Source organism: Bradyrhizobium jicamae (genome assembly GCF_018130215.1).
In the GTDB taxonomy this organism is placed as follows: Bacteria; Pseudomonadota; Alphaproteobacteria; order Rhizobiales; family Xanthobacteraceae; genus Bradyrhizobium; species Bradyrhizobium jicamae_A.
In genome coordinates, this window is the sequence record NZ_JAFCKQ010000011.1 from 1 (window position 1) to 26,219 (window position 26,219).

The 26,219-nt window shown below is 61.6% G+C and carries 27 protein-coding genes; 23 read left to right on the forward strand and 4 right to left on the reverse strand.

From position 1 onward, the window contains the following. The first annotated feature begins 410 nt into the window (after window positions 1-410). Window positions 411-557 carry a hypothetical protein gene (locus JQ586_RS14875; RefSeq protein WP_212395334.1) on the forward strand — a complete coding sequence of 49 codons (147 nt, stop codon included), beginning with the start codon at window positions 411-413 and terminating at the stop codon, window positions 555-557. Window positions 558-1,077: 520 nt separating this feature from the next. Beyond that, complete coding sequence (locus JQ586_RS14880; protein ID WP_212395335.1) at window positions 1,078-1,416, forward strand: hypothetical protein; 339 nt, start codon at window positions 1,078-1,080, stop codon at window positions 1,414-1,416. A 483-nt stretch (window positions 1,417-1,899) separates the two neighbouring features. Here JQ586_RS14880 and JQ586_RS14885 read toward each other — a convergent pair whose 3' ends face one another. Beyond that, window positions 1,900-2,394, reverse strand: a complete 495-nt coding sequence (locus JQ586_RS14885; protein ID WP_312016967.1) for a heme-binding protein — start codon at window positions 2,392-2,394, stop codon at window positions 1,900-1,902. 766 nt (window positions 2,395-3,160) lie between these two features. Between JQ586_RS14885 and JQ586_RS14890 the strand changes: the two genes are divergently transcribed. Then, window positions 3,161-3,505 carry a hypothetical protein gene (locus JQ586_RS14890; RefSeq protein ID WP_212395337.1) on the forward strand — a complete coding sequence of 115 codons (345 nt, stop codon included), beginning with the start codon at window positions 3,161-3,163 and terminating at the stop codon, window positions 3,503-3,505. A gap of 42 nt (window positions 3,506-3,547) precedes the next feature. On the opposite strand, the gene JQ586_RS14895 is transcribed toward JQ586_RS14890, so the two are convergent. After that, complete coding sequence (locus JQ586_RS14895) at window positions 3,548-4,072, reverse strand: hypothetical protein (protein WP_212395338.1); 525 nt, start codon at window positions 4,070-4,072, stop codon at window positions 3,548-3,550. Between the two features lie 288 nt (window positions 4,073-4,360). Here JQ586_RS14895 and JQ586_RS14900 point away from each other — a divergent pair, with 288 nt between their 5' ends. From JQ586_RS14900 to JQ586_RS14910, 3 genes are all read left to right on the forward strand, one after another. Then, on the forward strand, window positions 4,361-4,624 hold the full coding sequence (locus tag JQ586_RS14900; protein WP_212395339.1) for a hypothetical protein: 264 nt from the start codon (window positions 4,361-4,363) through the stop codon (window positions 4,622-4,624). Window positions 4,625-4,773: 149 nt separating this feature from the next. Continuing rightward, window positions 4,774-4,953, forward strand: coding sequence for a hypothetical protein (locus JQ586_RS14905; protein WP_312016968.1), 180 nt, complete (start codon window positions 4,774-4,776; stop codon window positions 4,951-4,953). 285 nt (window positions 4,954-5,238) lie between these two features. After that, window positions 5,239-6,015, forward strand: a complete 777-nt coding sequence (locus JQ586_RS14910) for a hypothetical protein (protein ID WP_212395341.1) — start codon at window positions 5,239-5,241, stop codon at window positions 6,013-6,015. A gap of 95 nt (window positions 6,016-6,110) precedes the next feature. Here the strand turns inward: JQ586_RS14910 and JQ586_RS14915 are convergent, their stop codons facing one another. After that, entirely contained in the window at window positions 6,111-6,773 is a 663-nt protein-coding gene (locus tag JQ586_RS14915) for a carbonic anhydrase (protein ID WP_212395342.1), read from the reverse strand. Window positions 6,774-7,563: 790 nt separating this feature from the next. Here JQ586_RS14915 and JQ586_RS14920 point away from each other — a divergent pair. Continuing rightward, on the forward strand, window positions 7,564-8,490 hold the full coding sequence (locus JQ586_RS14920; protein WP_212395343.1) for a catalase: 927 nt from the start codon (window positions 7,564-7,566) through the stop codon (window positions 8,488-8,490). A gap of 8 nt (window positions 8,491-8,498) precedes the next feature. Here the strand turns inward: JQ586_RS14920 and JQ586_RS14925 are convergent, their stop codons facing one another. Then, the gene (locus JQ586_RS14925) at window positions 8,499-9,428 is read right to left on the reverse strand and encodes an AraC family transcriptional regulator (protein WP_212395344.1); all 930 of its coding nucleotides are present in this window, start codon (window positions 9,426-9,428) and stop codon (window positions 8,499-8,501) included. 454 nt (window positions 9,429-9,882) lie between these two features. Between JQ586_RS14925 and JQ586_RS14930 the strand changes: the two genes are divergently transcribed. The 16 genes from JQ586_RS14930 to JQ586_RS15005 all read left to right on the forward strand — a co-directional run bounded on the left by JQ586_RS14930 (window position 9,883) and on the right by JQ586_RS15005 (window position 26,207). Further along, window positions 9,883-10,836 (forward strand): AraC family transcriptional regulator, encoded by a 954-nt coding sequence (locus tag JQ586_RS14930; RefSeq protein WP_212395345.1) that lies wholly within the window; start codon window positions 9,883-9,885, stop codon window positions 10,834-10,836. A gap of 51 nt (window positions 10,837-10,887) precedes the next feature. Continuing rightward, on the forward strand, window positions 10,888-11,838 hold the full coding sequence (locus JQ586_RS14935) for an AraC family transcriptional regulator (protein ID WP_212395346.1): 951 nt from the start codon (window positions 10,888-10,890) through the stop codon (window positions 11,836-11,838). A 537-nt stretch (window positions 11,839-12,375) separates the two neighbouring features. After that, window positions 12,376-13,578: an NAD(P)/FAD-dependent oxidoreductase gene (locus tag JQ586_RS14940; RefSeq protein WP_212395347.1), complete on the forward strand. Its 1,203-nt coding sequence runs from the start codon at window positions 12,376-12,378 to the stop codon at window positions 13,576-13,578. An 80-nt stretch (window positions 13,579-13,658) separates the two neighbouring features. After that, complete coding sequence (locus tag JQ586_RS14945) at window positions 13,659-14,456, forward strand: acetoacetate decarboxylase (protein WP_212395348.1); 798 nt, start codon at window positions 13,659-13,661, stop codon at window positions 14,454-14,456. Window positions 14,457-14,488: 32 nt separating this feature from the next. Then, a complete protein-coding gene (locus tag JQ586_RS14950) occupies window positions 14,489-15,664 on the forward strand; it encodes a patatin-like phospholipase family protein (RefSeq protein ID WP_212395349.1) in 1,176 nt (391 codons plus the stop codon). A 33-nt stretch (window positions 15,665-15,697) separates the two neighbouring features. After that, window positions 15,698-16,846 (forward strand): HlyD family secretion protein, encoded by a 1,149-nt coding sequence (locus JQ586_RS14955; protein ID WP_212395350.1) that lies wholly within the window; start codon window positions 15,698-15,700, stop codon window positions 16,844-16,846. Window positions 16,847-16,888: 42 nt separating this feature from the next. After that, complete coding sequence (locus JQ586_RS14960; protein ID WP_212395351.1) at window positions 16,889-18,508, forward strand: MDR family MFS transporter; 1,620 nt, start codon at window positions 16,889-16,891, stop codon at window positions 18,506-18,508. A 28-nt stretch (window positions 18,509-18,536) separates the two neighbouring features. Then, window positions 18,537-19,001: a carboxymuconolactone decarboxylase family protein gene (locus tag JQ586_RS14965; RefSeq protein WP_212395352.1), complete on the forward strand. Its 465-nt coding sequence runs from the start codon at window positions 18,537-18,539 to the stop codon at window positions 18,999-19,001. A gap of 42 nt (window positions 19,002-19,043) precedes the next feature. Next, window positions 19,044-19,826 carry a 3-hydroxybutyrate dehydrogenase gene (locus tag JQ586_RS14970; protein WP_212395353.1) on the forward strand — a complete coding sequence of 261 codons (783 nt, stop codon included), beginning with the start codon at window positions 19,044-19,046 and terminating at the stop codon, window positions 19,824-19,826. Window positions 19,827-19,882: 56 nt separating this feature from the next. Continuing rightward, a complete protein-coding gene (locus JQ586_RS14975; RefSeq protein WP_212395354.1) occupies window positions 19,883-20,593 on the forward strand; it encodes an SDR family NAD(P)-dependent oxidoreductase in 711 nt (236 codons plus the stop codon). Window positions 20,594-20,736: 143 nt separating this feature from the next. Continuing rightward, a complete protein-coding gene (locus tag JQ586_RS14980; RefSeq protein ID WP_212395355.1) occupies window positions 20,737-21,948 on the forward strand; it encodes a threonine/serine exporter ThrE family protein in 1,212 nt (403 codons plus the stop codon). A 381-nt stretch (window positions 21,949-22,329) separates the two neighbouring features. After that, window positions 22,330-23,505 carry an LLM class flavin-dependent oxidoreductase gene (locus tag JQ586_RS14985; protein ID WP_212395356.1) on the forward strand — a complete coding sequence of 392 codons (1,176 nt, stop codon included), beginning with the start codon at window positions 22,330-22,332 and terminating at the stop codon, window positions 23,503-23,505. Window positions 23,506-23,822: 317 nt separating this feature from the next. Further along, a complete protein-coding gene (locus JQ586_RS41535; RefSeq protein WP_212395357.1) occupies window positions 23,823-24,161 on the forward strand; it encodes an MliC family protein in 339 nt (112 codons plus the stop codon). Between the two features lie 267 nt (window positions 24,162-24,428). Beyond that, on the forward strand, window positions 24,429-25,076 hold the full coding sequence (locus tag JQ586_RS14995) for a CoA transferase subunit A (RefSeq protein WP_212395358.1): 648 nt from the start codon (window positions 24,429-24,431) through the stop codon (window positions 25,074-25,076). A gap of 3 nt (window positions 25,077-25,079) precedes the next feature. After that, on the forward strand, window positions 25,080-25,730 hold the full coding sequence (locus JQ586_RS15000) for a 3-oxoacid CoA-transferase subunit B (protein WP_212395359.1): 651 nt from the start codon (window positions 25,080-25,082) through the stop codon (window positions 25,728-25,730). Window positions 25,731-25,748: 18 nt separating this feature from the next. Then, complete coding sequence (locus tag JQ586_RS15005; RefSeq protein ID WP_212395360.1) at window positions 25,749-26,207, forward strand: MaoC family dehydratase; 459 nt, start codon at window positions 25,749-25,751, stop codon at window positions 26,205-26,207. Window positions 26,208-26,219 lie beyond the last annotated feature (12 nt).

The following is a 26,219-nucleotide window of genomic DNA, read 5'->3' on the forward strand; positions in this document are numbered from 1 at the left end:
CCTTAAAGCTAGACTAAAGGTCACACGCTTCGCGAATTACCACCCGTCACGCAAGACGGCCCTCGTCGGAGGCGTACGTCGAACCGATCCATCGACACTTAATTCGAGCATAAGTCTGACGCAGTTGCTGCTCCGCAGCAAAGCAATCCGGCCAGCTATTCGAATGTCACGTGGGGTTAAGGCCGCCTCAGTTGGCGGCCTTAAGGTCACGACCGTGCAGCAGCCTTGACGTATCTCTTGATTATCGAAGCGTCGGAGGCCGCAATTGCTGGCGGCTCTCCGTCCCGCGCCATCGGCGCGATCATCAGGGTATGCCAGGCCCTTAAGACCACCTTCGGCGACATGCGCTGGGCGTCCGCGGCGTGCTGATCTACTGTTCAGACTACCAACGCAGCCACTCGATCGAGCTCATGGCTGACCGCTGGGGCGATGATCTGCGGCCTTCAGACATCGAGCCGCGCCTGGTTTGCACTGCCTGCGGCAAGCGCGGCGCCGACGTCCGCCCGAACTTTAACTGGCATGTAAAGGGGCCGGTCGGCGGCATGGGGTATCGATGAGTCTGTGGCAATCCGCCGGCGCCGCTCATCGTCTGCTGGATGAAAACTCCGTTGGGCAATTTGGGCAAGATAAGTCAGATTTCTGCTGCACCCTCCAAACCAGAAAGGCAGCGAGCACCAACGCCGTGACGACCAGCTTGGCCAAAGTGTCGTTACTCAGCAAATGTGCCTACCCACCGTTCCTGGCGTTTACCCTCTCGCCTCACATGGCCATGACGTAGACCGCAAAGGCGACGACGATTACCACCCAGGCCAGAGAAAGACGGAAAACAATCTGATCGCGATTCATATGGAGGAACATAGATCGCCCGACTGACGCCAACCTTACAGCCCTTCGGCTGGCACGGCCGCTGCGCTTGTGTTTCCTGGCGGGGATTTGGCAGCCCAGCCCGAGACAGGGCGCCGCCGGACAGCACATTTCGAGCCCGGCGGCGAAGCTTTTTGGGACTAGCGGGACAGTTGCCAGTCCGCCAACTATATTGCGCTTGGACTTACCCCCGCCCTGACGGAAGCCCGGCTCATGACGAAGAAGCTCGCATTGCTGATTGTCGCTGCCATTGGCTTTTCTGCACCTTCCCTTGCCCAGGTGAAGGTCATCACTGGCGACATCGAACACGTCTACGGACCGAAGGGGGAAATCCTCGACAGTCCGGAGCTCATTGCGAAGAACCAGCGCGCAAAACGCCAGACACGCAGTGAGGAGACGGCCGCTCAACAAAGGCTGTCCGTCCAGCAAAGCGGCCCAAGTCGGGTGCCAAACAGTTGGTGGAGCAACGATGCCGCACGGCGCGCGCCACCGACGAGCTGGTGGAATAAAAATGGCTATCAACCACCCAAGAGTGTGTGGAGCAATCAGTGAACTGCTCGGCCAGGTTTAAAGCGGCTCATGACCTCGCTCGCCGGGCCCGTTGCTGATCCCACTGACGCGAGCGTTTGGGTCCGCGGTCGCCTGATTGGAGGAACAAGTCAGGTCAACCTGGGTTATAGGTCCGGCTTGGAATTCGTACTCTTCTGGGATCAATCAAATGGCTCGGCTGCTGGCGGTTTTCGCTTTTTGGGCTTTCTGCACGCTTCCAGACGTAGCATCCGCGTATCAGCCGAAGCCACAGCATAGTCTGGCGTCCGATTTCAGCTCTCGTCAGCGCTGCGTGTGCAGCACATCATGGCACGGGCCAGTCCGTATCGCCCGATATAGGCATTCCCGACTAAGAGCAGTATATTTGATCGGCTATGATGCGCTGCCGTACCGTTACGGCTCGACATACGTTTTCGAACCGCCCTATCGCTACTACAGGTGATAGGCTGAGCTGTCGACCAAACGCCAGTTGGCGTCGTGAGGATCCTAAAAATCGAGCTTGTCCTGAACCGCGTCGACTCCAGCCTTGGCGCATGCCTCGTCTTTATCGCCGCCCGGCGCGCCCGCGACGCCAACAGCGCCAAGGAGCGAGCCTCCCGCTTCGATCACGACCCCCCCAGCAAGCGGCGTCACACCTGGCAAGCCCACTAAGCCTGCGCCGATCCTGCCGTCCTTAATTGCCTTGGCGAAGTCGCTGGTATTGCGCGTGAAAGTTATACTGGTCCAGGCTTTGCCTTTCGCTATGTCCAGCGCGCCCACTGGGGTGTAACGGTCACGCAGTTCGACTAGAGGGGCTCCGAACCGGTCGCTCACCACAACCGCAATTTGATAGCCGTCCTTTCGACATTGCTGCAGGGCAGACTGCGCTAGATCGAAAGCGACATCGGGAGCCAGCGATTTATAAGTGACGATACCTTCAGCGGCACGCGCCGGCGCAAGCACGATACAGCATGTCACCGCAATCAGAGACGCTTGTTTCACTTGAGCTCCTTGCGTTTGCCCAAAGCAGGCCGACAATATCATAGTTCCCAGCCGCTGAGCGGTCGGCGGCTGATCGATTCCACTCTCGAGCAATCGTTTCGTTTGCCGTATTCCGATTTGTGTTCTGCCACCCGCGCTGACTCCGCGCGTTCATCCCCGCATGGGCACAAAATCGCGCGAGCACCTATTCGGCGCCATCGTCCGGCACCTCGCCGAACAGGCCGGGGAGGCCCGCAAGGGAGCCGGTGCATAGCCTGCCAGACATGGAACGCCCGCATGCTGGCCTTCGAGGGACCCGCCCAGCCATCCCCTGCCCTAGGTGACGCCCTGAACGCCGGATATAAGCCGCCTGCGTGGCGCACGGAGTTTGGGCTTCTTGACTAAGACTCAGCGGACGGACGTCGGCTAACGTCTCATACGCGAACGCTGCAGACGTCTGCACCGCGATGAACCCAGCAGATATTCCAACTGAGAGTGTCTGAGCCGTTAGTAGTCAATCGCTGAGCTTTCGATCGCGAAATCCTCTTGCAGTCATCGGAGTCTCCCGACGGCGAAGCGAGACTACCTAGTCAGTCCCATGGCGAGGCCTAAGCGGCCTCGAAGGAGCGGTCTCGTGAGACGATCAAACCTTGATTTGCATCAATGCAGACGACAATCCTCCGCGGCTGCATGGTAACGATCTTCTCGGCTTACTCGGGCTATTGGCCCGGTGCGGCCACACTCGATACTCGTCCTCGGCTGGATGTCCCAATTCTTGGAGAAGACGATGAAGCGTGCTGTGCTGACGACGATCATTTCCATATTGGGCCTATTCGCAGCATGCGCCGAGGTCTGGGCCGCCCAATGCTCTTTGTACTATATCTCGGAAATCAACCTTGTATCGACGGCCGACACCGAGGCCGGACATGTGCAGACCTACGTCGGGTTCGGACTGTCGAAAGAAGAGGCCGAGAAGAACGCCTTGGGATGGTGTTCACGTATCAGATTTGACCTTGAGACTTGCCTGAACTCGGATCGTATTACGAGTCCCAACGCCGCTTCCAATGGAAGCGATAGTTCACTTCATTCGAAGTACATGAAGGCCGTGAAGCGCGTTACCAACTGCGACTAGATCGACGCACCCTGGGTCGGGCTGGTGGCAAATCAATCCCGCTTACGGCTTGCCGAGAGCAGCCGTCTCCTTTCTGATGAGTCGGTCGGGCGCCTCCTGGCCGGCGCTCGAAGAGCAATCCCTCAGCTTCACTAGCGCGCCGGATAACGTCTGGCCCAATTGTCCAATCGCTTGGTCGGTGAGGATCGATTTCGCGTTTCCAAGCCGATCGACGCTGACATTCAAGTCGGTCAACGCGTCCCTCAGTTGCACCATCTCGTGTTGAAGCGCCGGACGTTCTCCCGCCTTGATCTCCCGAAGGGTATTGCCAAGCGTGCGGACTTCCGTCGTCAGGTTTTGCAGATTCGCCAGCACGTCTTTCGCTGGCAGGTCGACCTTCGACAGTACCGCTTCGGTCATCGTTGCGGCGACGTTCTCGGCAAAATGGTTGATGCGCGCAATCGCGACTAGCGCAACAATCGCGGCGACAATCACGAGGATTGCCGTCCCATTGATCAGTGCCAGCAGCAACTGTGCAGGAAGCCTCCACAACCGCGAGGAAATCCCATTGGCATCGGACTCGAGCATGGTTGCCTCCGGTCGTTGTCGACAGCCGCTGCTAGCAGGCGGCAAGCCATCCTAGCGCTGCCTCTTAGCCGCGGGTCGCTCGGCTGCCGTGGCCCCACGATTGCAACTAACTGGAGCCGGTGGTCGCAGCGCCGGCTCCTGCACCGCAAGGAAAAAGCAAGGTTGCAGGACCGCACTGTTGCCAGGAGATGTAGCCCGACATCGCGCCCGGCGTTGATCTACGTCAACATCACGTATTCTTCGCCACTCACGATGGGGGCCGGTTCGCGCACGAACAGGAGGATCACCATGCATCCGATGAAGGGTCTCTCGATCAGCTCAGTGACAGTTGCGGGGATTGCAGCCAGCGTCCTGCTTGGGCTTGCAGGTGCGACTCTCAGTCCGGCACCGGCCCAGGCCGTAATTTACTGCACGTATGTTGGCTATCCGGCAGGCTGTGTCGCGCGGGCCGGCGTCGTGCTCAGGCCTCGGCCGGTGGCGCGCGCTGCGGTCCGCCATAACGCCGGCGGCAATATGAATGGCGGCGTCAATCGCGTCGGGGTGCGGCGGTGATGCCGTCTTGCGGATCGCGGCCGGAGCAATTCCCGGCAAGGCAACTTTGTGACCCGGCGAGTTCCGATCAATCGATGAGGCACACCTGGTACGTGACTTTCGAGGTGCGACAGCGTCGTGGGATGTTGCCGAAACCGAGACATTCTCGGTTGACCAAGACATTTGCGACGGAGATCGACGCCAAGCAATTTGCGAAAGAGAGGCTCGATCAGGGACTGGACGTGACAGCCGGCACCCTCAATCCACACGTGCCCAAGCAAATTATTCCATCGAGCGCCATGCCAATCTGGCTTGGGAGCCTGCTCGATCCGAGTGCGGAGGGATCTTAGCGACTGAGGCGGCCATGTCCGTTGATGGCCCGACCGAGACCTCGCGACCATCCCTGACAAACCTTGGCTTCCAGGCTGAAAGCGGAAGGGGTTCGGCAGACAGTCAAGGCGACGGTCATGACCTCCAAACCGACTTCAGTTGAGACCAATATGCGGTACGAAGCACCTTCAAGAATCACAGCGGCCATGCTGGTCCGGCCTGAGCTTGGCCGGAGAGCAGAGGCGTTGCCATTTGATCAACCCTTTTTCGAATCGATTTTGCGTCCGCGTTCTTCGAGCATCTAGATGCTGGATCTCTATCAATATCCCCTACTTTCATTGGGCCTGGGCTGCCTGGCTCTCGTCCTCGCGCCTATCGAAATCGGTTGGCAGTTAGGGACACGCGCCAAAAGTAGTGGCGGGTCCAATGTTTTTGCATTGGAGCAAGCCTTGCTCGGGCTGCTGGCGCTGATAATCGGTTTCTCCTTCCTGATGGCGTTAACGCGGTTTGAAGCCAGACGTGAAGCCGTTGTCAATGAAGCGAACGCGATTGGGACGACCGCGCTCCGCGCTCGTCTTCTCGCCGAGCCTCATCGAACGGAAAGCCTGAAATTGCTACAGGAATACGCGCACATCCGTGTGGAGAATGTTCGGAGGGGCGTGTCATTGGCCGACCTTCCGGACGTCATTGCGCGTTCGAACGAAATTCAGGAGGCGCTTTGGCTGCGTGCGAAAGCGTCAGCGGCAAGCGACGCCGCCTTGATACCGGCCGGCTTATTCATACAGTCGCTTAACGAAATGATCGACAGCCAAGGCAAGCGTCTGGCGCACCTGCGCAACCGAATCCCAAATGTTGTGTTTGTTATGCTGGTGGTGATGACTGTCATTAGCATCGGCATCGCAGGTTACGCGGGCGGACTTGACCTGCAACGAACGCGCGCCCCGATTTATCTGACCGGTTTGATGCTTTGTGGAGTCATCTACGTGGTTTTGGACCTTGATCGTCCGAATGCTGGCTTCATCACCGTTAGCCAGCAGCCGATGTTTGATGTCATTTCAAGCATGGCTGCGTTTTCTGATTAGACGGCGCTTAGAGGTTTCAACGACGTAACAGGGACGGACGGATTGAATAGTCTTGTCCCATAGCAGACCCATGCCACGCCCTGTGCCGTCCTCCATCAACTCATGACGAGGCGATCAATCAAGTCACGATCGATCAACTCGAATGATCGCTTTGTGCGGTCGTATGCATACATCTGACCGGAGGCAACATCAAACCACCACCCGTTAAGGCGAAGCGTGCCGGCAGAAACGCTCTCGCGCACGATTGGATACGACGCGAGGTGTTCAAGTTGGACCAGCACGTTGATCTGTGAGAGCTGGTCATGCACGCACAAGCTCTTGTCGAGCGCTCCCTCATGCTCAAGACGAAATGCCGCCGTCTGTGCGTGGCACAACCATCTGTTCAGATTGGGCACATCGCTTGGGCGCTCCTTTCGGAGTGCGGCTTTCATCGCTCCACATTCGGAATGGCCGCATACGACAATATCGGAGACTTTAAGAACCAGTATTGCGTACTCGATGCCGCTTGCCTCGGAGAGGTCGCCTATGGAGACGCCATCTACCGTAGCAGGCGGTACGAGGTTTCCGATATTCCTCATGGTGAAAAGCGAGCCCGGAAGCGCGGACGCCAACAGATCGGGTACGACGCGGCTATCGGCGCACGTGATGAAGAAGGCGTCGGGTGATTGCCCAGTCGCGAGCTGTCGAAATCGTTCGGTGTAGTGGGGAAGCATTTGCTCCCGGAATTCGACGACACCCTCCATCAGCTTCCGCAACATCGCCCTTCCTCCTTGGCACTTAGTATCCTAATCGCCCCAATTCTTTGGGAATATTGCTTCGGGAGAGGTAACCCTAGGAGGGCCATCTCCCCTGCAGCCATGTCGACGGTACTGTGAATTGCGCTCTGGGATGGGATGGATGGAGCATGGGGACGGCTCTGGCGCTGCAGGCTGCTAGCCCCGGAAGGTACCGGAGACACCGCCCTCGCCGTTTCGCGATCGCGGAGAGAAGAACGGCGCCGGCCCGGTTCGAACCCGTTGTTCTCCACCGTACGAACTCCCATCAAACTCAGCGCCCTTTGTCGGTCGACTGGGTTTCCTAATTCGCCGTCGTTCCCCTCCTCTGCATGTTGTTGATTTTGTTATGATTTGGTGAGCTTGCCGGCAAAGCTGCGGTTGGCATCTGCGGTTGGGCTGCGGGCGCCACAAGACCAGTCCGTTCGACATCGTGCGGGGGCGAAGACGACGCCTCAGCAGCAAGATGGAGCGTGTACATGCGCGGAAGGGAAATCAGCCGTAGGCTTGTACGACGCCCTGGCGCTTAACCCTCAGGCTTATGGCCACCCGGCTTTGCCCCGGAAGGTGATCGAGTCCCGCGCGGGGCGGCGCGCCAGTGTCGGGGGCGCCGACCGGCGCTTGCTATGCGCCCACTTCCCTTGGGGCGCCAACTCACCGGCGACGGTGCATGTATTGACCGCAATCGCTCTGCAATCAGATCAATTGCTCTGGGGTACCGGCAGGGTCGGAGCGGTAGAAGATCACGAACACCGACTTTCGAGCCAAGATCGCCATGTCCGAGTTCCCGCGAGGCCCTGCCACGTCCGCCTCGATTGTTGACGCGCTGAAGGCGATAGCCAGTCATTCACCAAGAGCTCGCCCGAGCTTCGCCAGGGGCCGATGCGTCCGGGGCACGTATATCCCATCGGATCGGGCCGAGGAGATTACAAAGTCCCGGAGCTTCACGAGGCCGTCGCGCGTGCTGGCGCGCTTCTCGGTGGATGGTGGCAATCAGCGCAGGTCGGACGCCGGCAGTCCCGCGCTGCGTGGCTTCAGCTTCAGGCTCGGCGACGCTCAGCATAGCTCGGACATTCTCACGCAGAGCGCTCCCGTTCACTTTGCGAAAACGCTCAGCCAGATGCTGGCGTTCCTCAAGGCGCGTTTGCCCAGGCCGGACGGAACGCCGGACCCGCTGAAAATCAAGGCCTTCTCCGAAGCCAATCCTGAAACGCTGCACCAGGCACGCTATGTCGCCGCGCATCCACAGCCGCCGAGCTTTGCCGGCACGAGCTACTGGGCCGTCCACGCTTTTCCCGCGACCAATGCGAGCAGCGAGACGCAGTTCATCAAATTCAAGGTCGCCCCGGTCGCAAGCAACGATGCTCCGGCCAAGGGCCAAGCCAGGGCAAGATCCGCCGACGTCCTGCATGACGATCTGGAAAGCCGGATCGCCGCGGGTGATATCCGCTTCAGCCTGATGGCTCTGCTGGGTCGCCCCGATGACCCTGTTCTGGATGCCACGATCCGGTGGCCGGATGAGGACAGCCGCGAGGCGGTGCGGCTCGGAACGATCGTGATCACCGCAATTGAGACGAACGAGATGTGCGAGGCATCGGTCTTCGATCCGGCGAATCTCGCCGAGGGCATCGGTTATCCGCCGGACGAGATCTTTGCGGCGCGCCGGGCCGCCTACGCCATGTCGCTGGCGCAGCGCCGCTGATCAGACGATCACGCCTCGCCATCCCCGGCGCCAAGTGCTTCGCGGCGCCAGGTCGCCGGGCTGAGGCCGACCTGCGCCGAGAACACCTTGGTCAAGTGGCTTTGATTGGCGAACCCGGCCGATATCGCAATCTCGGACAACGGCAGGTCGCGCACGGTCATCAGCTGCTTCGCCGCCTTCACGCGCTGGCGAAGCAGCCACTGGTGCGGCGGCAACCCGGTCGAAATGCGAAATGCTCGCGAGAAATGGCTGACCGAGAGACCAAACTCGGCCGCGATCTTCTGCAGCGAAAGCGTCCCGCCGAGATCGGAGTCGAGCTTTTCGCAGGCTCGCTTCACCTGCCATGGCGCAAGGCCGCCGCGAGCCGATTCAGCGATTGGCTGCCATCCGCCATAGGCCTGGGCGATGTGCGCCGCGAACGCAAGCATCATGTGATCGACGAAGAGCTGATTGACCTCAGTCGGCCGGCGTAGCCCTTCCAGCAGCGTGCCGCCGATATGACGCATCATCTCATCCTCATGGCCGAAGCCGAACCGGCAAGCGAGGTCACCGATTCGGGGTCCGCGAGACTCCCTGGCGATTTCATCCAGAGCCGATCGCGGAAGGTAGAAATGGAGCGAGTGGAACGGCTTGTCGATGATGAAGCCCGGATCGCTCCTGAGGTCGTAGAGCCATGTTGTACCGGCTTTGACATCTACCTTCGTGACGCACTTGCCGTTGTCCCAGAGCTCACAGTCCGGGTAATTGTGAAGCTTCAGACTGACGAAATAAGCCTCATCGGCAACCGAGCCCGAACGGCCTGGCACGGGGTTATCGTCCTGGGTTTCGGTGACCGCGAGGTCGATGCCGCGCAGTGAACGGGTCATCAGCGAGGGCGGCGCATCCCTCAAATGCAGTTGCCGCCTGACCCTCTGTCCGAAGGTGCTTGCAAGTACCATTTCGATTGGCCTGTCCGTGTTGTTCGACCGGGCGGCTCACCTCACGGTCGCCCGCGAAGTCGTCACCATTATCCGGTATCTATGTACAGCGGTCCAGATTTGCGGCGGACCGGGTACCCATATGACGCGCGGCAGCATCAATTTGTGACGAAGTCATTTTCGAAAGTAATTTCAACACCAAACGCGGCTTGTTACACGTTTAATCCCTTCGTTGCTCATGAGCGGAGATTCGGGGAACCTGATCACAAAACATCGCGCCGGAGCGCTTTGAGCAGAATCAGGCAAAGCACCGTGGCTTTGGGAAAGACCCCGTAGTCGTACGGAACTAGAACGCGCCGAGAGCTCGCGGCGCCCAGCGGCATCGATACGGGCAGAAAAGAAGCAATGGCTTCACGCCGGTCCCAAGTCACGCCCGGCGACGCGAGTGCAAGGCCTCCTGAAGCGAGCACCTCCAATGAGTGAAACGATCTCGCACGATTCTGCGCATGATAATTCTTCGGCTGCATCCCACGCGAGCCCGGACCAATCGCCGGCCTCCCACCGGCGCGCCGCCGACGCGGAGATGGCGCGTGTGCTCCACACCACACCATTTCGCATGGCTTTGGACTCCTCCGGCGCCGGGATCGCGCACTGGAAACACGATCCGTTGCACGACGTCGTTGAGCCGATGAGCCACCACGTCATCATGGCTTACAACGGCTCGACGCAGCACATGGAGCGGCGCTCAGGAAGGTCGATTGCGACGGGAACGTTTCGTCGCGGGGTCGTGATCATCATTCCGGAAGGGTCAAGCTCCCGATGGGACATTCCGAAACCCGTTGATGTCGTTCAGCTCTATCTCCCTCAGGCAGCACTCAAGCGTGTTGCCGACGAAGCCGTGATCGGCACGCCGACCGATCTATTGGAGCGAACGGCGCATCCGGATCCTATTACGTCCCGACTACTCCTGAGCGCGGCCAGTGCACTGGAGGGTCACGGGGCCCTGGACACGCTGTTCAGGCATCAGCTGATCGACCTCCTGGGCATGCGCCTCCTGGCTGCGCACACCGGCTCGAGAAACACGTTCCAGCCGGCCATGGGTGGACTCTCACCGAAAGTCCTGGGCCGCGCCATCGAACGCTTGCGCTCGGACAGCGATGCGGACGTCTCCCTCGATGCCCTTGCATCCGATGCCGGCCTGTCGCGCTTCCATTTCTGCCGCGCCTTCAAGGAAAGCACCGGGCTTTCACCTCACGCCTGGCTGCGACAGCACCGGATCGAGCAGGCGATGAACTTGCTCCGCGATACCGACACATCGATCGCCATGGTGGCAGCGGAGCTTGGCTATGCCTCACAAACGGCCTTCGCCGCGGCGTTCAGACGGTTGACCGGCGACACGCCGAGCGATTGGCGGCGGCACGTGCGTTAGACGCGATCGCTCCGCCGGTAACGAAGTGTCTTCCGAAGCGAGGACAGCTCCATGAGCAAGACGATCCCGCAAGACCCATTGAAGGCTCTGCTTGTTGCCCCCAGCACGAGCGACAGCGACTCGCCAATCGCCGAGCGGCGCCCGGCCGATGTGGAGATGGCGCGCATCCTTAAGACCGCCCCGATCCAGATGGCTTCGGACCCTTCCAACGGCAGCATCGCACACTGGAAGCATGGGGCGCTGCACGACGTGGTCGAGCCCATGACCGACCACGTCATCATGACCTATCCCACGGGCGTTCAGCGCCTGGAGCGACGCACCGGGAGATCGGTCGCGATTGGAACGGCGCGTTCCGGTGTTGTGACGATCATTCCGGTTGGTTCAACCGCTCGATGGGATATCCCGGGCCTAGTCGATGTCATCCAGCTCTATCTTCCGCATGCAACGCTCGAACGCATTGCTCGCGAAGCCGACGCGCCCGTTCCCACCGACCTTCTGGAGCGGACGGGACATCCCGACCCCGTCATATCCGCATTGCTGATGACTGCGGCGGATGCATTGGAGGGCAATACGCCCCTGGATGCCCTATTCAGACAGCAACTGACGGATCTCCTGGCCACGCGCATTCTGGCTGAGCATACCGGCGTGCCAACCACGTTCGAGCCGATCACGGGCGGACTGTCTCCCCACGCTTTGCGCCGCGCGATCGAACGCCTGCGTTCGGACAGTGATGCTGACGTCTCTCTTGCGGCTCTCGCTTCGGACGCTGGTCTGTCTCGCTTCCACTTCTGCCGCGCGTTCAAGGAAAGCACCGGGCTTTCGCCTCATGCCTGGCTGCGCCAGCAGCGGCTCGAGAAGGCCATGAACATGCTGCGCGATACCGACGCGCCGATCGCGACGGTGGCCACACAGCTTGGTTACGCCTCTCAAACGGCCTTCACCGCCGCGTTCAGGAAGCTGACCGGAGAAACGCCGAGCGATTGGCGACGACGCACGCGCTAGCCGCAATCTCTCTGCAAGGACGTCAATCGCTCTGGCGCAGCCGCGAGGTCACTCCGGTAGATCATATGTCACCCAAGGCGAGAATGCACGGAGACGATCGATGACCTGGATGAACCATATCCCCCTCCTCAAGATCGTGCCGCGACGGAGGGTCATCGTGAGCGCGCTCGTATACGGACTTTCACTGAGTGTCCGCTTCACGTCCGCCACCGGCGAGCAGGTGGAGGTTTCTTCCCTGGCGACGGGCTCCATCATGGCAAGGGACGAAACTCAGACGTCCCACGCTGCCTGGCCGCTGATACCGACCGAACCGATCGCTCTTCGGCTCAGCTGGCCGTTGGTTGGCCGGCGTTGCCACGCTACGTGTGAGCGTCCCGAGTCCACGGCATTGGCGCCCACCTGCGGCGCTTTCTAAAGCGCAGACGACTTCGCTTCACATCTTCGCGTCGTTAGCGATCGCAACAAGCTCCCCGCGCGCGGTGGGCAGCGACGGTGACGCGCGTGCGTCCGAGAAGTCAAACCAGAGGAGAAACTGACATGCGACTCATCATCATCGGCGCCGGCTTCGCCGGTATGTATGCCGCCCTTTCCGCTGCCCGCCTGCGCGACATCCATGGCGCATCGCCCGACGAGCTCGAGATCGTGCTGGTCGCACCCGAGCCCACGCTCGTGATCCGCCCGCGCCTCTATGAAGCGAAACCCGAAACCCTGACGGCGCCGCTGTTGGACGTCCTGAACGCCGTCGATGTCGCCTACGTGCAGGGCAGCGCGGAGGCGGTCGACACGGCGTCCCGTACAGTGAAGGTCGCGACCACCACCGGCACGAAGGCGCTCTCCTACGATCGCCTCGTCGTGGCCACAGGCAGCCGGCTGTTCCGCCCGAATATTCCCGGCCTTGCCGAACACGGCTTCAGTGTCGACCAGCTCGACGATGCGATTGCCCTCGACAAGCATCTGCACGGCCTGGCAGACCGGCCCGCAAAGAACGGACGCGACACCGTGGTTGTCGCCGGCGGCGGCTTCACTGGCATCGAGGCGGCCACCGAGATTCCTGCGCGGTTGCGCAAGATCCTCGGCAAGGGGACCAGGCTGCGCGTCATCATCGTCGAAAGAAATCCCGCGATCGCTCCTGACATGGGCTCAGATTCCCGCCCCGTCATCGAGGACGCGCTGAAGCAGCTCGGTATCGAGGCGAGGGTCGGTGCAGGCGTCGCATCCATGGATGAATCCAGCGTAACGCTTTCCGATGGCGAACGCATTGAGACCGAAACGGTGATCTGGGCGGCGGGCATTCGCGCCGCCCCGTTGACCGCGCAGATTCCCGGCGAACGCGACAAATCCGGCCGGCTGCTTGTCGACCGCGACTTGCGCGTGCCGGAGGCGGCCGGCGTGTTTGCGACCGGCGATGCCGCTCGCGCCGCGTGCGACGATGCCGGCAACTACGCGCTGATGTCGTGCCAGCATGCCACGCGGATGGGCGCCTTTGCCGGCAACAATGCCGCAGCCGAGCTCCTGGGCGTGCCGACCAAGCCGTATCACCAGAAGGGCTATGTCACCTGCCTCGATCTCGGAGAGGCCGGTGCGCTGTTCACGCGCGGTTGGGAGCGCAAGGTGGAGATCGTCGGCGACAAGGCCAAGCAGACCAAGCACGAGATCAACACCGTCTGGATCTATCCGCCGCGGCCCGAACGCGCCGCCGCGCTCGCCTCGGCCGATCCGGAGCATGTCACCGAGGTGTAAGCGCCTCACGCGACCGGGCCACGCGTTCGCAAAGAGCGCGCGGTCCCCAAAACAAGTCAATCAATCTGGAGTTCACGACGATGAGACACGACACCGTGCGAACAGCGGCGTTCGCGATGCCGCTCACGAACCCGGCATTCCCGCCCGGCCCCTACCGCTTCGTCAACCGCGAATACTTCATCATCCAGTACCGGACGGACCCCGAAGCGCTGCGTCGGGTCGTACCGGAGCCGCTCGAGCTGACCGAGCCGGTGGTGAACTACGAGTTCATCCGCATGCCGGATTCAACCGGCTTCGGCGACTACACCGAAAGCGGCCAGGTGATCCCGGTGTCCTATCAAGGCCAGGCCGGCGGTTTCACCCATCAGATGTTCCTCAATGACCATCCGCCCATTGCGGGTGGCCGCGAATTATGGGGCTTTCCCAAGAAGCTGGCGCAGCCGAAGCTCGCCGCCGAGATCGATACGCTGGTCGGCACCCTGAATTACGGCTCGGTCCGCATCGCGACCGGCACCATGGGCTACAAGCACCGCGCTCTCGACACATCAGTCGAAGCAAGGAAGCTCGCGGCTCCGAATTTTCTGCTCAAGATCATCCCACACGTCGACGGCACGACGCGCGTCTGCGAGCTCGTGCGCTTCCACCTCGAAGACATCACCGTGAAGGGCGCATGGACGGGACCGGCTGCGCTCGACCTGTATTCGCACGCGCTGGCCCCGGTCGCCGAGCTGCCGGTTCTTCAAGTGCTGTCAGCCAAGCACCTCGTCGCCGACCTGACGCTCGGGCTGGGCACCGTCGTGCACGACTATCTGTCCCCGGCGACGGCACGACGACGCGAGCCCGGATCCGGAGTCTTGATCGAGGCCAATGCGAGTTGATCGGAACAGCGGCAATGCGAGGAGTTTTGGCAATGTTGAACGTCATGCGCGAGCAGGCAAATCCCACGCAGCGGGAAACCAGGACGATGCCGTATGACGTCGTCGCGCTGGTGTTGCAAGGCGGCGGTGCTCTCGGCGCCTACCAGGCCGGAGTCTACCAGGGCCTCCACGAGGCCGGGATCCGGCCGAACTGGCTGGCCGGCATTTCGATCGGTGCGCTGAACGCCGCCATCATCGCCGGCTCACCTGAAGGCGAACGGGTCGAACGGCTCCGCGAGTTCTGGGAAAGCATCTGTGCCTGCCCGGTGGGATGGCCCACGGGCGAAGGGCTCGCCGACGCCCTGCCCTTCGCCTTCGATCTCCGTTCAGCGAACAACGCGGTCGCGGCGACGAGGGCCTTGTTCCAAGGGCAGCCCGGCTTCTTCAAGCCGCGCTTTCCATTCCCGTTCTGGTCACCATTCTCGGGTGATGCGGCAACGAGCTTCTACGATACGTCACCGCTGGGCAAGACGTTGGAGCGGCTCGTCGACTTCGACCGGCTGAACTCGGGCGAGGTGCGCGTCAGCGTCGGCGCCGTCAACGTCCGCACCGGCAATCTCATCTATTTCGATACCGCCGAGCGCAAGCTGGACGCCAAGCATTTCATGGCTTCCGGCGCGTTGCCGCCGGCGTTTCCGGCTGTCGAGATCGAAGGCGAGCACTATTGGGACGGTGGTGTGGCCTGGAACACGCCCCTGTCCCGCGTGCTGTCTGCCGAGCCGTGTGACACACTGACATTTCAGGTTGATCTCTGGTCAGCCAGAGGCCGTGTCCCCCACGACATGATGGAGGTGTCGAGCCGGCAGAAGGACATTCAATATTCGAGCCGGACGCGCGCCATTACGGATCAGGCGCTGCGGATGCAGAAGATGCGCCAGGCGTTGCACCGGACGCTCGCAAGGTTGCCGGAGAGTGCAAAGCAGGACACGGAACTCCGCACCATCGCGGACATGGCCCGCCACTGCTCCCACAACATCATCCACCTGATCTACCAGTCCAAGATCTACGAGGGGCAGTCAAAGGATTACGAGTTCGGGCTGAGCGCGATGCGCGCCCATTGGCAAAGCGGGCTGGAGGACATCCGCCGCACGCTGGCCGACCCGCGCCGCCTCGACGTGCCGCCTCCCGAGCTCGGTATCGTCACTCATGACGTCCATCGCCCCGATTGAGCTCTAACGCTCCCGCAGCTTTAGGAGAATACCATGTCGACCCTTTCCTATGCCTCCGAACAGAAGGCCAAGCTCCATCTTTCGCCCTCGCGTCAGGCGATCCGGCGCGCAGCCCTTGCGTTCGCCGCAGCGTTGGGTGTCGCCGGGACTGCCGCCTTCGGCCACTATTATCTCACCACGGGTCGCTACCTGGAAACGACGGACGACGCCTATGTCAAAGCGGATTCCACGATCATCGCGCCAAGGATTTCGGGCTACATCGCGGAAGTGCTGGTGGCCGACAACGAAGCGGTGAAGGCCGGTCAGCTCCTGGCCCGGATCGACGACCGCGACTTCATGACCGCGCTGACGCAGGCTCAGGCGGATGTTGCTGCGTCCGAGGCTGCGGTCAGCAATCTCGACGCACAGATCGCATTGCAGGAGCCGGTGATCCGGCAGCAGGCGGCCGAGGTCGACGCGACCGAAGCCAATCTGAAGTTCGCCCAGCAAGAGCGCGCTCGCTACGACGAGCTCATGAAGTCGGGTGCAGGTACGGTTCAACGCGCCCAGCAGACCGACGCGGCGCTGCGCTCGCAGACTGCGCAGATGCAGCAAGGAAAAGCGGGATTGATGGCCGCGAACAGGAAGGTCGAGGTGCTCCTGAGCCAACGCGCGCAGGCGCTTGCCCAGCTCGATCATGCCCGCGCGCTCGAGCAGCAGGCAGCGCTCAACCTGTCCTATACGCAGATCACCGCGCCTGTCGACGGCACGGTCGGTGCGCGAACGCTGCGGGTCGGACAATATGTCCAGGCCGGCACGCAGCTCATGGCGGTGGTGCCGCTGGATGCGGTCTACGTGGTCGCGAATTTCAAGGAAACCCAACTCACCCATGTGCGGAATGGACAGCCGGTCGAGCTTCGGATCGACAGCTTCCATTCGACCAGGCTGAAGGGCCATGTCGACAGCCTGTCGCCGGCGAGTGGCCTCGAATTTGCGCTGCTGCCGCCCGACAACGCCACCGGCAACTTCACCAAGATCGTGCAGCGCGTACCGGTGAAGATCGTGCTTGACGACCAGAACCTGAGGGGCCTCCTGCGCCCGGGCATGTCGGCCGTGCCGACGGTCAATACCAGGTCGGAAGTCGTTGCCGAACGCGAGGCCGAAAAACACCTCGCATCGCGCCGCTCACAACCCCGCGGGTAGTCGTCGCAAGCACGTTCCCCCCTCGCCTGCGAGGAGACAACCATGACCACACTGCAAAGCGCCACCAACACCATCCTCGCGGGCGACTCTCTGCCGCCCGCGGCAGCTCCGGTCGCTCCCGCGGTCTCCGGCAAGACCTGGCTCGCGGTGGTCGGGGCCACCCTCGGCGCCTTCATGGCGGTGCTCAACATCCAGATCGTCAATGCTTCGCTTGCCGACATCCAGGGCGGGATCGGCGCGGGCATCGACGACGGCGGCTGGATCTCGACTTCCTATCTGATCGCCGAGATCGTGGTGATTCCGCTCAGCGGCTGGCTCGCCCAGGTGTTCTCGGTGCGCATCTATCTCCTCACCAATGCGCTCCTGTTCCTGGTGTTCTCGGCGGCCTGTGCGTTGGCGCAGGATCTGCCGCAGATGATCGCGCTGCGCGCCGTACAGGGGTTTACCGGCGGCGTGCTGATTCCGATGGCATTCACGCTGATCATCACGCTGTTGCCGAAAGCGAAACAGCCGATCGGGCTCGCAATGTTTGCGATTTCGGCGACATTCGCACCGGCGATCGGTCCGACCATCGGCGGCTATCTCACCGAGAACTTCGGCTGGGAATATGTCTTCTACGTCAACATCGTGCCAGGCGCGGTCATGATCGCCATGCTGTTCTTCTCGCTGGAAGCGACACCCATGAATCTGCCGCTGCTGCGCGACGGCGACTGGGCCGGCATCATCACCATGGCGATTGGGCTCGCCGCGCTGCAGACCGTGCTGGAAGAAGGCAACAAGGATGACTGGTTCGGCTCGCCCTTCATCGTTCGGCTGGCCGTGATCGCTGCTGTTGCGTTGACGCTGTTCCTCGCAATCGAGCTAGCCGCGACGAAGCCGCTGCTCAACTTGCGAATTCTGTTTCGTCGCAATTTCGGCTTCGGCGTGCTCGCGAACTTTTTGCTCGGCGTGTCGCTATACGGCTCCGTCTACATTCTCCCGGTCTACCTCTCCCGCATCCAGGGCTACAATTCCGAGCAGATCGGCATGGTGCTGGCATGGACCGGCCTGCCCCAACTCGTGCTGATCCCGCTGGTGCCGCGGTTGATGCAGCGGCTCGATCCGCGCCTCGTGATCGGCATCGGCTTTGTGCTGTTCGGCGGTTCCAACTTCTTGAATATCCACATGACCAACGACTACGCGGCCGATCAGCTGTTCTGGCCGAACGTCATTCGCGCGTTTGGTCAGGCCCTCGTCTTCGCGCCGCTCTCGGCGGTCGCCACCGCCGGAGTCGAGACCGAGAATGCCGGATCCGCATCCGCCCTGTTCAACATGATGCGCAACCTCGGAGGCGCGATCGGCATCGCCGCGCTGCAGACCCTGCTCACCAAGCGCGAGCAATACCACTCGAACGTGCTTTCGCAGCAGGTCACGATGTTCGAGCAGGCGACCCGCACGCGGCTCGACCAGCTGACGCAGTACTTCATGAGCCACGGCGTGATCGATCGCGTCGATGCCGTCCACCACGCCTACGTCGCGATCGGCAAGATCATCCAGAAGCAGGCCTTCATCCTTGGCTTCAGCGACACCTTCTATCTGCTCGGCGTCTCGCAGATCGTTGCTCTTGCGGCAGCCCTCATGCTCGCCAGGCCAGACCGTCTCGACGGCGGCGGCGCCCACTGACCGTCTTCAACACCAGAGGAGAACGACCATGAAACCCCGCATGAACTTCTACCAGGCCGCGCCCGAGACCATCAAGGCGCTGACGGCGGTGGAGACCCAGATCCAGTCGTCAGGTCTCGAACAGTCGCTGATCGAACTCGTCAGGACCCGTGCCTCGCAGATCAACGGCTGTGCTTTCTGCATCAATATGCACACGCTGGATGCGCGCAAGCGTGGCGAGACCGAGCAGCGGCTCTATCTACTGAACGCCTGGCGCGAGTCGCTTGTCTACACCGATCGCGAACGTGCCGCGCTTGCCTGGACCGAGGCGGTGACGCGGATCGTCGAAACGCGTGCGCCCGATGACGTCTATGAAGAGCTCCGCAAGCACTTCTCCGACGCCGAAGCCGTGAACCTCACGATCCTGATCGGAACCATCAACGCATGGAACCGGCTCGCAATCTCGTTCCGCGCCATGCCGCCGAGCAAAGCCAGGCCGGCGTCGGCCGCCTGATCCAGCATGACATTCAATTCACAGACATCGAAAGGACTTCCCATGTTGAAGGGCAAGGTAGCGATAGTCACGGGATCGACAAGCGGTATCGGTCTGGGCATCGCGAAGGAATTAGGCAGGCTCGGCGCCGACCTGGTACTGAACGGCTTCGGCGATGCCGGCGAGATCGAAACCATCCGCAGCGACATCGAAAGCGAGCGCGGCGTGCGTGTTGTCTACGACGGCGCCGATATGTCGAAAGGACAATCCGTGCGCGGATTGGTCGCGGCGACGATCGAGACATTCGGACGCCTCGATATCCTGGTGAACAATGCGGGCATCCAGTTCACCGCACCGGTGGAGGAGTTTCCTCCGGCCAAGTGGAACGCGATTCTCGACATCAATCTGTCAGCGGCATTCCACGCAGTCGCCGCGGCCCTGCCCCAGATGAAAAAGCAGCGTTGGGGACGGATCGTCAACATTGCCTCCACGCACGGCCTCGTCGCATCAACGCACAAGGCCGCCTACGTTGCTGCCAAGCACGGGCTGGTTGGCCTCACCAAGGTGGTCGGCCTGGAGACGGCTGGCAGCGGTGTCACATGCAATGCGGTCTGTCCGGGCTGGGTGCGAACGCCTCTGGTCGAAAAGCAGATCAGCGACATCGCTGCGCAAAAGCACAAGAGCCAGAAGGAAGCGGCCGCAGAGATCCTGGCGGAGAAGCAGCCGTCTCAGGAGTTTGTGTCGCCCGCGCAGCTCGGCGGAACCGTCGCCTTCCTCTGTTCGGCTGCGGCCGACCAGATCACGGGCACGGCGATCTCGGTCGATGGCGGCTGGACCGCACAGTAACGAAGCCAAGCACGGCGGGCGCTGCCCGCCGTTTCAGGAGAACATGGAGTCCCATCATGGGTGCAGAGCAGAAAGTTGTCATCATCACCGGCGCTTCGCAGGGTATCGGCGAGGCCTTGGTCAGGGCATATCGCGATCGCAATTATCGCGTTGTCGCCAATTCCCGCTCGATCAGGCCGTCGTCTGATCCGGATATCCTGGCGGTGGCCGGGGACGTCACCGATTCAGCCACCGCGGAACGCATCGTGTCGCAGGCGCTCGAGTGCTTCGGCCGCGTGGATACCCTCGTCAACAATGCCGGCATCTTCGTCGCCAAGCCATTCACCGAGTATACGGACGAGGATTATGCCAACATGCTGGGGATCAATCTCGATGGCTTTTTCCAGGTCACTCGGCGCGCAGCCAAGGCGATGCTGAAGCGGCGGTCCGGGCATATCGTGCAGATCACGAGCAGCCTCGATGAACATGCGGTCAGCAGCGTACCGTCGGCACTGGCCGCCCTCACCAAGGGTGGCTTGAACGCCGCGACGAAGTCGCTCGCGATCGAATATGCGAGCAAGGGAATCCGTGTCAACGCCGTGGCGCCCGGCGCGGTCAAGACGCCGATGCATGCACCTGAAATGTACGACTTCCTGGCCAAGCTGCATCCGGTCGGACGGATGGGAGAGGTCCAAGATGTTGTCGATGCAGTGCTGTACCTTGAAGGTGCCGCCTTCACCACCGGCGAGATCCTGCACGTCGACGGCGGACAAAGCGCCGGACATTGAGGGGACGTCGCACCGCCCATATCGGCGGCGCGGGCCGAACGCCACCGGAACTTCGAGGTCCAATTGCAATGACGGTCGCATTTCGACCATTCAGGCCTGGCTCCGGGCGTCCGACGCGCGAAGCGGCACTGGATGCTACCGTATTGGCAGCAAAGCTGCTGTTCGCTCACGGGCAGACCACGGAACGCACGGTAGTCACGGCCGAACGCCTCGGGCGCACTCTGGGCGCACCGGTGAAGGTGCTGCCGGACTGGGACAAGCTTACGGTCGAGATCGAGGACTCATCCGTGTCCCGGATCGTTCCCACGAAGCCGCTCGGCATGGACATGAACAGGGTGCTGGCTATCACGCTCGTTGTAGAACGGCTGTGCGACGGTACGTTGCGCGCCGAGGAAGCACGGCCGTCTCTGTTGTCGGCAGGAAGCCTGCCACCCGTGTCCACGCTGCGTTTCACGTCATTCGCAGCCATCGGTGCGGCGTCGCTTGGAGTGATCTTCGGTGCACTCGATCTCACGAGTTTAATGCTTATTGCGGCGAGTGCCGCTCTTGGCGCAATCGTCCGCCGCGGGCTTTCGGCTTTCAGCAGGAATCCTTTCGTCCAGCCGCTTTGTGCCGCCTTCATCGCCGGCATCGTGGCTGCCGTCTCCGCTATCAGCTTGCGTCAGCCTATCTCGACCACTCTCGTCGCGTTCTGCCCTTGCATGGTGCTGATGCCTGGTCCGCATCTTCTGAACGGCGCAATCGATCTGGCACGCACACGGATCGCACTTGGCATCGCCCGTCTGACCTACGCCGGCATCGCCGTGCTGATGATCTGCTTCGGCTTGCTCCTGGGCTTCAATGCCGGCGGAGCAGTCCAGCTTACGGCTGGGCCGGCCCTGCCCGTGCCGTTCCTGGCGGACGTGGTCGCAGCGGGATGCGCCGTCGCCTCCTTCGGCACCTTGTTCTCGATGCCCTGGCGCCTGCTGCCGCTGCCCATCGTAGCGGGCATGCTCGGGCATGCTGCTCGATGGGCCCTAATCTCGCTTGTTGGGGCAAACGTCGCGACCGGAGCGTTCATCGCGTGCATTTTGATAAGTATCATCGTTGCGCCGGTCGTCGACCGACTTCATCTGCCGTTCGCGGCGCTCGGCTTTTCCGCCGCTGTCTCGATGGTTCCGGGCTTCTTCCTTTTTCGTGCGGCGAGTGCGACCGTCGAGTTGGTCTCTATGGGACCCCGTGCATCGGCAGATCTGCTAACGAATATCGCGGCAGACGGTGTCACCGCGTTTCTGACCATATTAGCAATGACCTTTGGGTTGATCCTGCCACGCATGATGCTCGAGCACTTTTCCCTCCATCCGTCCGAGCGTTAGGCGGCAAGTTTATCGGACCGGTGCATTTTGAAGACATGCCGCGAGCGATCGTCATCGACAGGTGCGCAAATTGTGGGCGGACGTGCTGGCAGGCCTTGGGACCTGGCACCGCGCAGACGACGAATGACGCGGGCCTTGACCCAGATCAACGTGAGCACTCCAGCCAGTCCAGAATGAGACGCCCGAGAAGGGCGGAGAGAAAGAAGCTGCCGCTTTCCGACGCGCGCGATTCTGGCAATCAACAGCGCCTTGCAGTTCGGTGCAGGGAGCGGTTATCGTGTCGGTCCAATCCCCTGTCGGGGAACCGCGAATGAAGTGACAGCTTGGTCCGGATCTGGAGGCCAGTGAAGGCCCCATCATAAATGCAGAGGAACCTCGCCAATGACCCAGCACCTGCGTTTCGGCATTTTTCTCGCGCCCTTTCATAAGCCCGGCATCAACCCAACGCTCGCATTGCAGAGCGATCTCGATCTCATCCAATGGCTGGATCGCTGCGGCTATGATGAGGCATGGCTCGGCGAGCATCACTCCGCTGGCACCGAACTCTCCGCCTCTCCGGAAATCATGATAGCGACGGCAGCCGAGCGCACGCGGCACATCAGACTGGGCACCGGGGTGATCAGCGTTTCGTATCACAACCCTCTTTGGGTCGCTGAGCGCATCGTCCTCCTTGACCATTTGACCCGCGGGCGGGCGATGCTCGGGCTCGGCCCGGGCTCGCTACCCACCGACGGCGCCATGATCGGACTGCAGCAGAGTCAGACGCGCGGGCTGCTGGAAGATGGCGTTGCCATCGTCACGAAGCTTTTGACCAGCGACGAACCAGTCACGTTCAAAAACGATCGCTGGGACCTGCGCGAGGCTCGGCTGCACCTGCGGCCTTACTCCAATCCACTCTTCGACGTTGGTGTCGCTGCCGTAGCGTCGCCGACCGGCGCCAAGCTCGCCGGCCGATACGGCCTGGGTATGCTGTCGGTGGGCGCAACCACCGCCGCCGGCTTTGATGCGCTGGCGCTGCACTGGGATGTGCTGACTGCGGAGGCGAAGGCGCATGGCAAGACCGCCGACCGGAACAAGTGGCGACTTGTTGGCTTGTGCCATATCGCGGAAACCAAAGAACAGGCGTATCGCGACGTGGAATATGGCATCGAGCATTGGTTCCGCTACTTCCAGCAGGTCGCCGCGTTCCCCCAAATGGCGGTGGTCGGCAACTCGGTCGCCGAAATGATCGAGTTCATCAACGGCTCGGGCCTCGGTGCAATCGGCACGCCGGACGCGTGCGCCGCCCAGATCGAGCGGTTGTGGCAACAATCTAACGGCGGCTTTGGCGCCTATCTCCTGCTGGCGCACAACTGGGCCAATCCTTCAGCAACAATGCGCAGCTACGAACTGATCGCACGCGAGGTCATGCCGCAGTTCCAGGGCCACGCGCAGGCGACGCTTGATGCCGCGCGCCGCGCCAAGGAGGTCCGCGAAAGCCTCGCGGCGGCGCAGGCGCAAGCCGTCGAAGATGCCCGAGCGCGTTATGGCGCGGAAGTGGCCAAGCGGAAGGGCTGAGTTCGGCAGCGCTGCAAGCCCGTACATTTCCGCGCTTTGCATCGTCGGGCGCCGGGCTTCCTTTTCGGTCGCTCGTTCGCTCGGGCGAAGTCTTTGTGGCTCGCGTTAAACTGCTTATGGTCCTCTGCGACTTCGGTTTTTCAGTGAACGCTGCTTACAGCGGTGAGCGGACCTCCACACACCGCTCGTTACATTCTACAGCGATTGGCCGGAAAGCTGCGGTGGAAATCTACGGTGAAGACGAAGATTGGTAGCTATATTTCAGCGTTACCCTAAACTCTTCACGCAAATTCTATGCAGCCCACGAGGGGGCAAGGATGATCCGGGGCGGGTTCATTGGTGTCGTGACGATCGTTGCAGGATGTTGTTTCTGCGGTCCGCCATCGTCGGCGCGGGCAACGACGTTCCAGAATTACGATTGCGCCGACGACACCCGATTCACCGTGGCATTCTACCCCCACGACTCGCGCGCATTTGTGCATTTCCGCGATGGACGAGGGACGGAAACGCTGCGGAAGCGGCTTGCGTTTTCCGGTACCCGCTATTCGGGCAATCGGGTCACTTTGAAGATCTCGAAGTCGGGCCGCACCACAATCAAGCGTCCAGGGCGGCCGGAAACCGTGTGTGAATTGATGTCCACGGGTGGTGGCGACTAGCGCCCGCCGATGCACTCCACTGGGTTACTGGCAACGGGCGCAGGGCCGTTCTCGGGGCACGGTTCCCGAGTGCGTAAGGTTTCGTCGAACAGACCTGCTCGCGCATCGCCTTGGAAGTCTCATTAGGGCCCTGTCCACCACTGTGCAAACGGAGACGCCGCGCAGACGAAGAGGACGCCGGCCTTGACCCAGATCAACGTGAGCACCACGCCAAACGACAGTGTTCGCTGAGACAACCCGCCTCGGATCGATTGCCGGAGCCCAATCATGAAGGCCGTGTCCGCCGAAGAAGCCGTTGGGATGATCCCGAACAACGCGCGCATCATGGTTGGCGGCTTCATGGGCGTGGGCACGCCTGAGCGCCTGCTCGACGAACTGGTTCGACAGAAGAAATCCGGCCTGTCGCTCATCAGCAACGATGCGGCCACACCCGGCAAGGGCGTCGGCAAGCTGTTCGACGGCGGCCAGGTGTCGAGCATGATCGGCACTCATATCGGGCTGAATCCCAAAGCGCAGCAACAGATGCTGGGCAAAAAGATCACGGTCGACCTGATTCCACAGGGCACATTCGTCGAGCGGATCCGCGCCGGCGGCTGTGGTCTTGGCGGGGTTCTGACGCCCACCGGCGTCGGTACCCTAGTCGAGGAAGGCAAGCAGAAGATCGAGGTCGACGGCAAACCGTATCTGCTTGAGACAGCACTGCGTGCTGATTTCGCGCTCGTACACGCCTTCCTGGCCGACTACGCAGGCAACCTCTCCTATGCCCTCACCGCGCGGAATTTCAATCCGGTCATGGCGATGGCGGCAGACACTGTGATCGTGACCGCCGAGCACATTGTTCCGGTCGGCGTGATCGGTCCCGATCACGTCGTCACGCCGGGACCGTTGGTCGACTATCTCGTCGCGAACGGGTGACCCATGGATCCACAAACCATCATCGCACGGCGTGTAGCCAAGGAACTCCGGCCGGGTAACCTCGTCAATCTCGGCATCGGGATTCCAACACTGGTTGCGAATTATGTTCCTGCCGGGCTCAGGGTTTTCTTCCAGTCCGAAAACGGCTTGATCGGCACGGGCCCGATCCCCGAACAGGGCATGGCCCATCCGCTGCTGACCGATGCCGGCGGAAGGCCGATCAGCGCATTGCCGGGTGCGGCCATCTTCGACAGTGCGATTTCGTTCGGCTTGATCCGTGGCGGCCACGTCGACATCACGGTGCTCGGCGGCCTGCAGGTCGACGTCGACGGTCATCTCGCCAACTGGATGATCCCGGGAAAGATGGTTCCCGGCATGGGCGGCGCCATGGATCTCGTCACCGGTGCCAAGCGCGTCATCGTCGCCATGCAACATGCGGCAAAAGGTAAATCGAAGATCGTGGCCAGATGTAACCTGCCGCTGACATCGGCGCGGCCGGTTGATCTCGTGGTGACCGATATGGCGGTCATCGCGTTTCCGGATGGCAAGGCAACGCTTCTGGAAACGGCGCCGGGCCTGACGGTTGCGGAGGTTCTGGCGGTGACGGAAGCCGAACTCGCGCTTCCCGATGCGATCCCCGAAATGACGCTCTGACAAAAGCGAGCAGATACCATGAGGATTTTCAACGGGTTCGACGAGCTCAAGTCTGCTGTCGGCACTGAAGTCGGCATCAGCGAATGGATCGAGATCACCCAGGACCGCATCAACAAGTTCGCCGACGCGACCTGCGATGAGCAGTGGATTCACGTCGACCAGGAACGCGCGAAGGCCGAGATGCCCGGAGGCAAGCCAATCGCCCACGGCCTCTTGTCACTGAGCCTGACGCCGATGTTCATCCGCTCGGTGATGGGCCTCAAGGGTCTGAAGAATACCCTCAACTATGGTGCGGACCGGATTCGTTATCTGACGCCGGTGCCTGCCGGATCAAAGTTGCGCGGCCGCGTCGGCATCGCGGAAGCCGAAGACGTGCCGCCGAATGGGCTGAGGGTTCATTATCGCGTCGTGATCGAGATGGAGGGCGGTACCCGCCCTGCCTGCGTCGCGGAAGTCATTGGCCTGCACTACAGCTGAACCGGATCTCGG

Bases quoted from the DNA above. Each gene is read 5' to 3' on its own strand.
- JQ586_RS14920 (WP_212395343.1), top strand. From the start codon at position 7,564: ATGTCCGAGTTCCCGCGAGGCCCTGCCACGTCCGCCTCGATTGTTGAC.
- JQ586_RS14995 (WP_212395358.1), top strand. From the start codon at position 24,429: ATGAAGGCCGTGTCCGCCGAAGAAGCCGTTGGGATGATCCCGAACAAC.
- JQ586_RS14960 (WP_212395351.1), top strand. From the start codon at position 16,889: ATGACCACACTGCAAAGCGCCACCAACACCATCCTCGCGGGCGACTCT.
- JQ586_RS14950 (WP_212395349.1), top strand. From the start codon at position 14,489: ATGTTGAACGTCATGCGCGAGCAGGCAAATCCCACGCAGCGGGAAACC.
- JQ586_RS14890 (WP_212395337.1), top strand. From the start codon at position 3,161: ATGAAGCGTGCTGTGCTGACGACGATCATTTCCATATTGGGCCTATTC.
- JQ586_RS14955 (WP_212395350.1), top strand. From the start codon at position 15,698: ATGTCGACCCTTTCCTATGCCTCCGAACAGAAGGCCAAGCTCCATCTT.
- JQ586_RS14880 (WP_212395335.1), top strand. From the start codon at position 1,078: ATGACGAAGAAGCTCGCATTGCTGATTGTCGCTGCCATTGGCTTTTCT.
- JQ586_RS14900 (WP_212395339.1), top strand. From the start codon at position 4,361: ATGCATCCGATGAAGGGTCTCTCGATCAGCTCAGTGACAGTTGCGGGG.
- JQ586_RS15000 (WP_212395359.1), top strand. From the start codon at position 25,080: ATGGATCCACAAACCATCATCGCACGGCGTGTAGCCAAGGAACTCCGG.
- JQ586_RS14940 (WP_212395347.1), top strand. From the start codon at position 12,376: ATGCGACTCATCATCATCGGCGCCGGCTTCGCCGGTATGTATGCCGCC.
- JQ586_RS41535 (WP_212395357.1), top strand. From the start codon at position 23,823: ATGATCCGGGGCGGGTTCATTGGTGTCGTGACGATCGTTGCAGGATGT.
- JQ586_RS14925 (WP_212395344.1), bottom strand. From the start codon at position 9,428: ATGGTACTTGCAAGCACCTTCGGACAGAGGGTCAGGCGGCAACTGCAT.
- JQ586_RS14895 (WP_212395338.1), bottom strand. From the start codon at position 4,072: ATGCTCGAGTCCGATGCCAATGGGATTTCCTCGCGGTTGTGGAGGCTT.
- JQ586_RS14915 (WP_212395342.1), bottom strand. From the start codon at position 6,773: ATGTTGCGGAAGCTGATGGAGGGTGTCGTCGAATTCCGGGAGCAAATG.
- JQ586_RS14975 (WP_212395354.1), top strand. From the start codon at position 19,883: ATGGGTGCAGAGCAGAAAGTTGTCATCATCACCGGCGCTTCGCAGGGT.
- JQ586_RS14945 (WP_212395348.1), top strand. From the start codon at position 13,659: ATGAGACACGACACCGTGCGAACAGCGGCGTTCGCGATGCCGCTCACG.
- JQ586_RS14970 (WP_212395353.1), top strand. From the start codon at position 19,044: ATGTTGAAGGGCAAGGTAGCGATAGTCACGGGATCGACAAGCGGTATC.
- JQ586_RS14875 (WP_212395334.1), top strand. From the start codon at position 411: ATGGCTGACCGCTGGGGCGATGATCTGCGGCCTTCAGACATCGAGCCG.
- JQ586_RS14930 (WP_212395345.1), top strand. From the start codon at position 9,883: ATGAGTGAAACGATCTCGCACGATTCTGCGCATGATAATTCTTCGGCT.
- JQ586_RS14935 (WP_212395346.1), top strand. From the start codon at position 10,888: ATGAGCAAGACGATCCCGCAAGACCCATTGAAGGCTCTGCTTGTTGCC.
- JQ586_RS14965 (WP_212395352.1), top strand. From the start codon at position 18,537: ATGAAACCCCGCATGAACTTCTACCAGGCCGCGCCCGAGACCATCAAG.
- JQ586_RS14985 (WP_212395356.1), top strand. From the start codon at position 22,330: ATGACCCAGCACCTGCGTTTCGGCATTTTTCTCGCGCCCTTTCATAAG.
- JQ586_RS15005 (WP_212395360.1), top strand. From the start codon at position 25,749: ATGAGGATTTTCAACGGGTTCGACGAGCTCAAGTCTGCTGTCGGCACT.
- JQ586_RS14910 (WP_212395341.1), top strand. From the start codon at position 5,239: ATGCTGGATCTCTATCAATATCCCCTACTTTCATTGGGCCTGGGCTGC.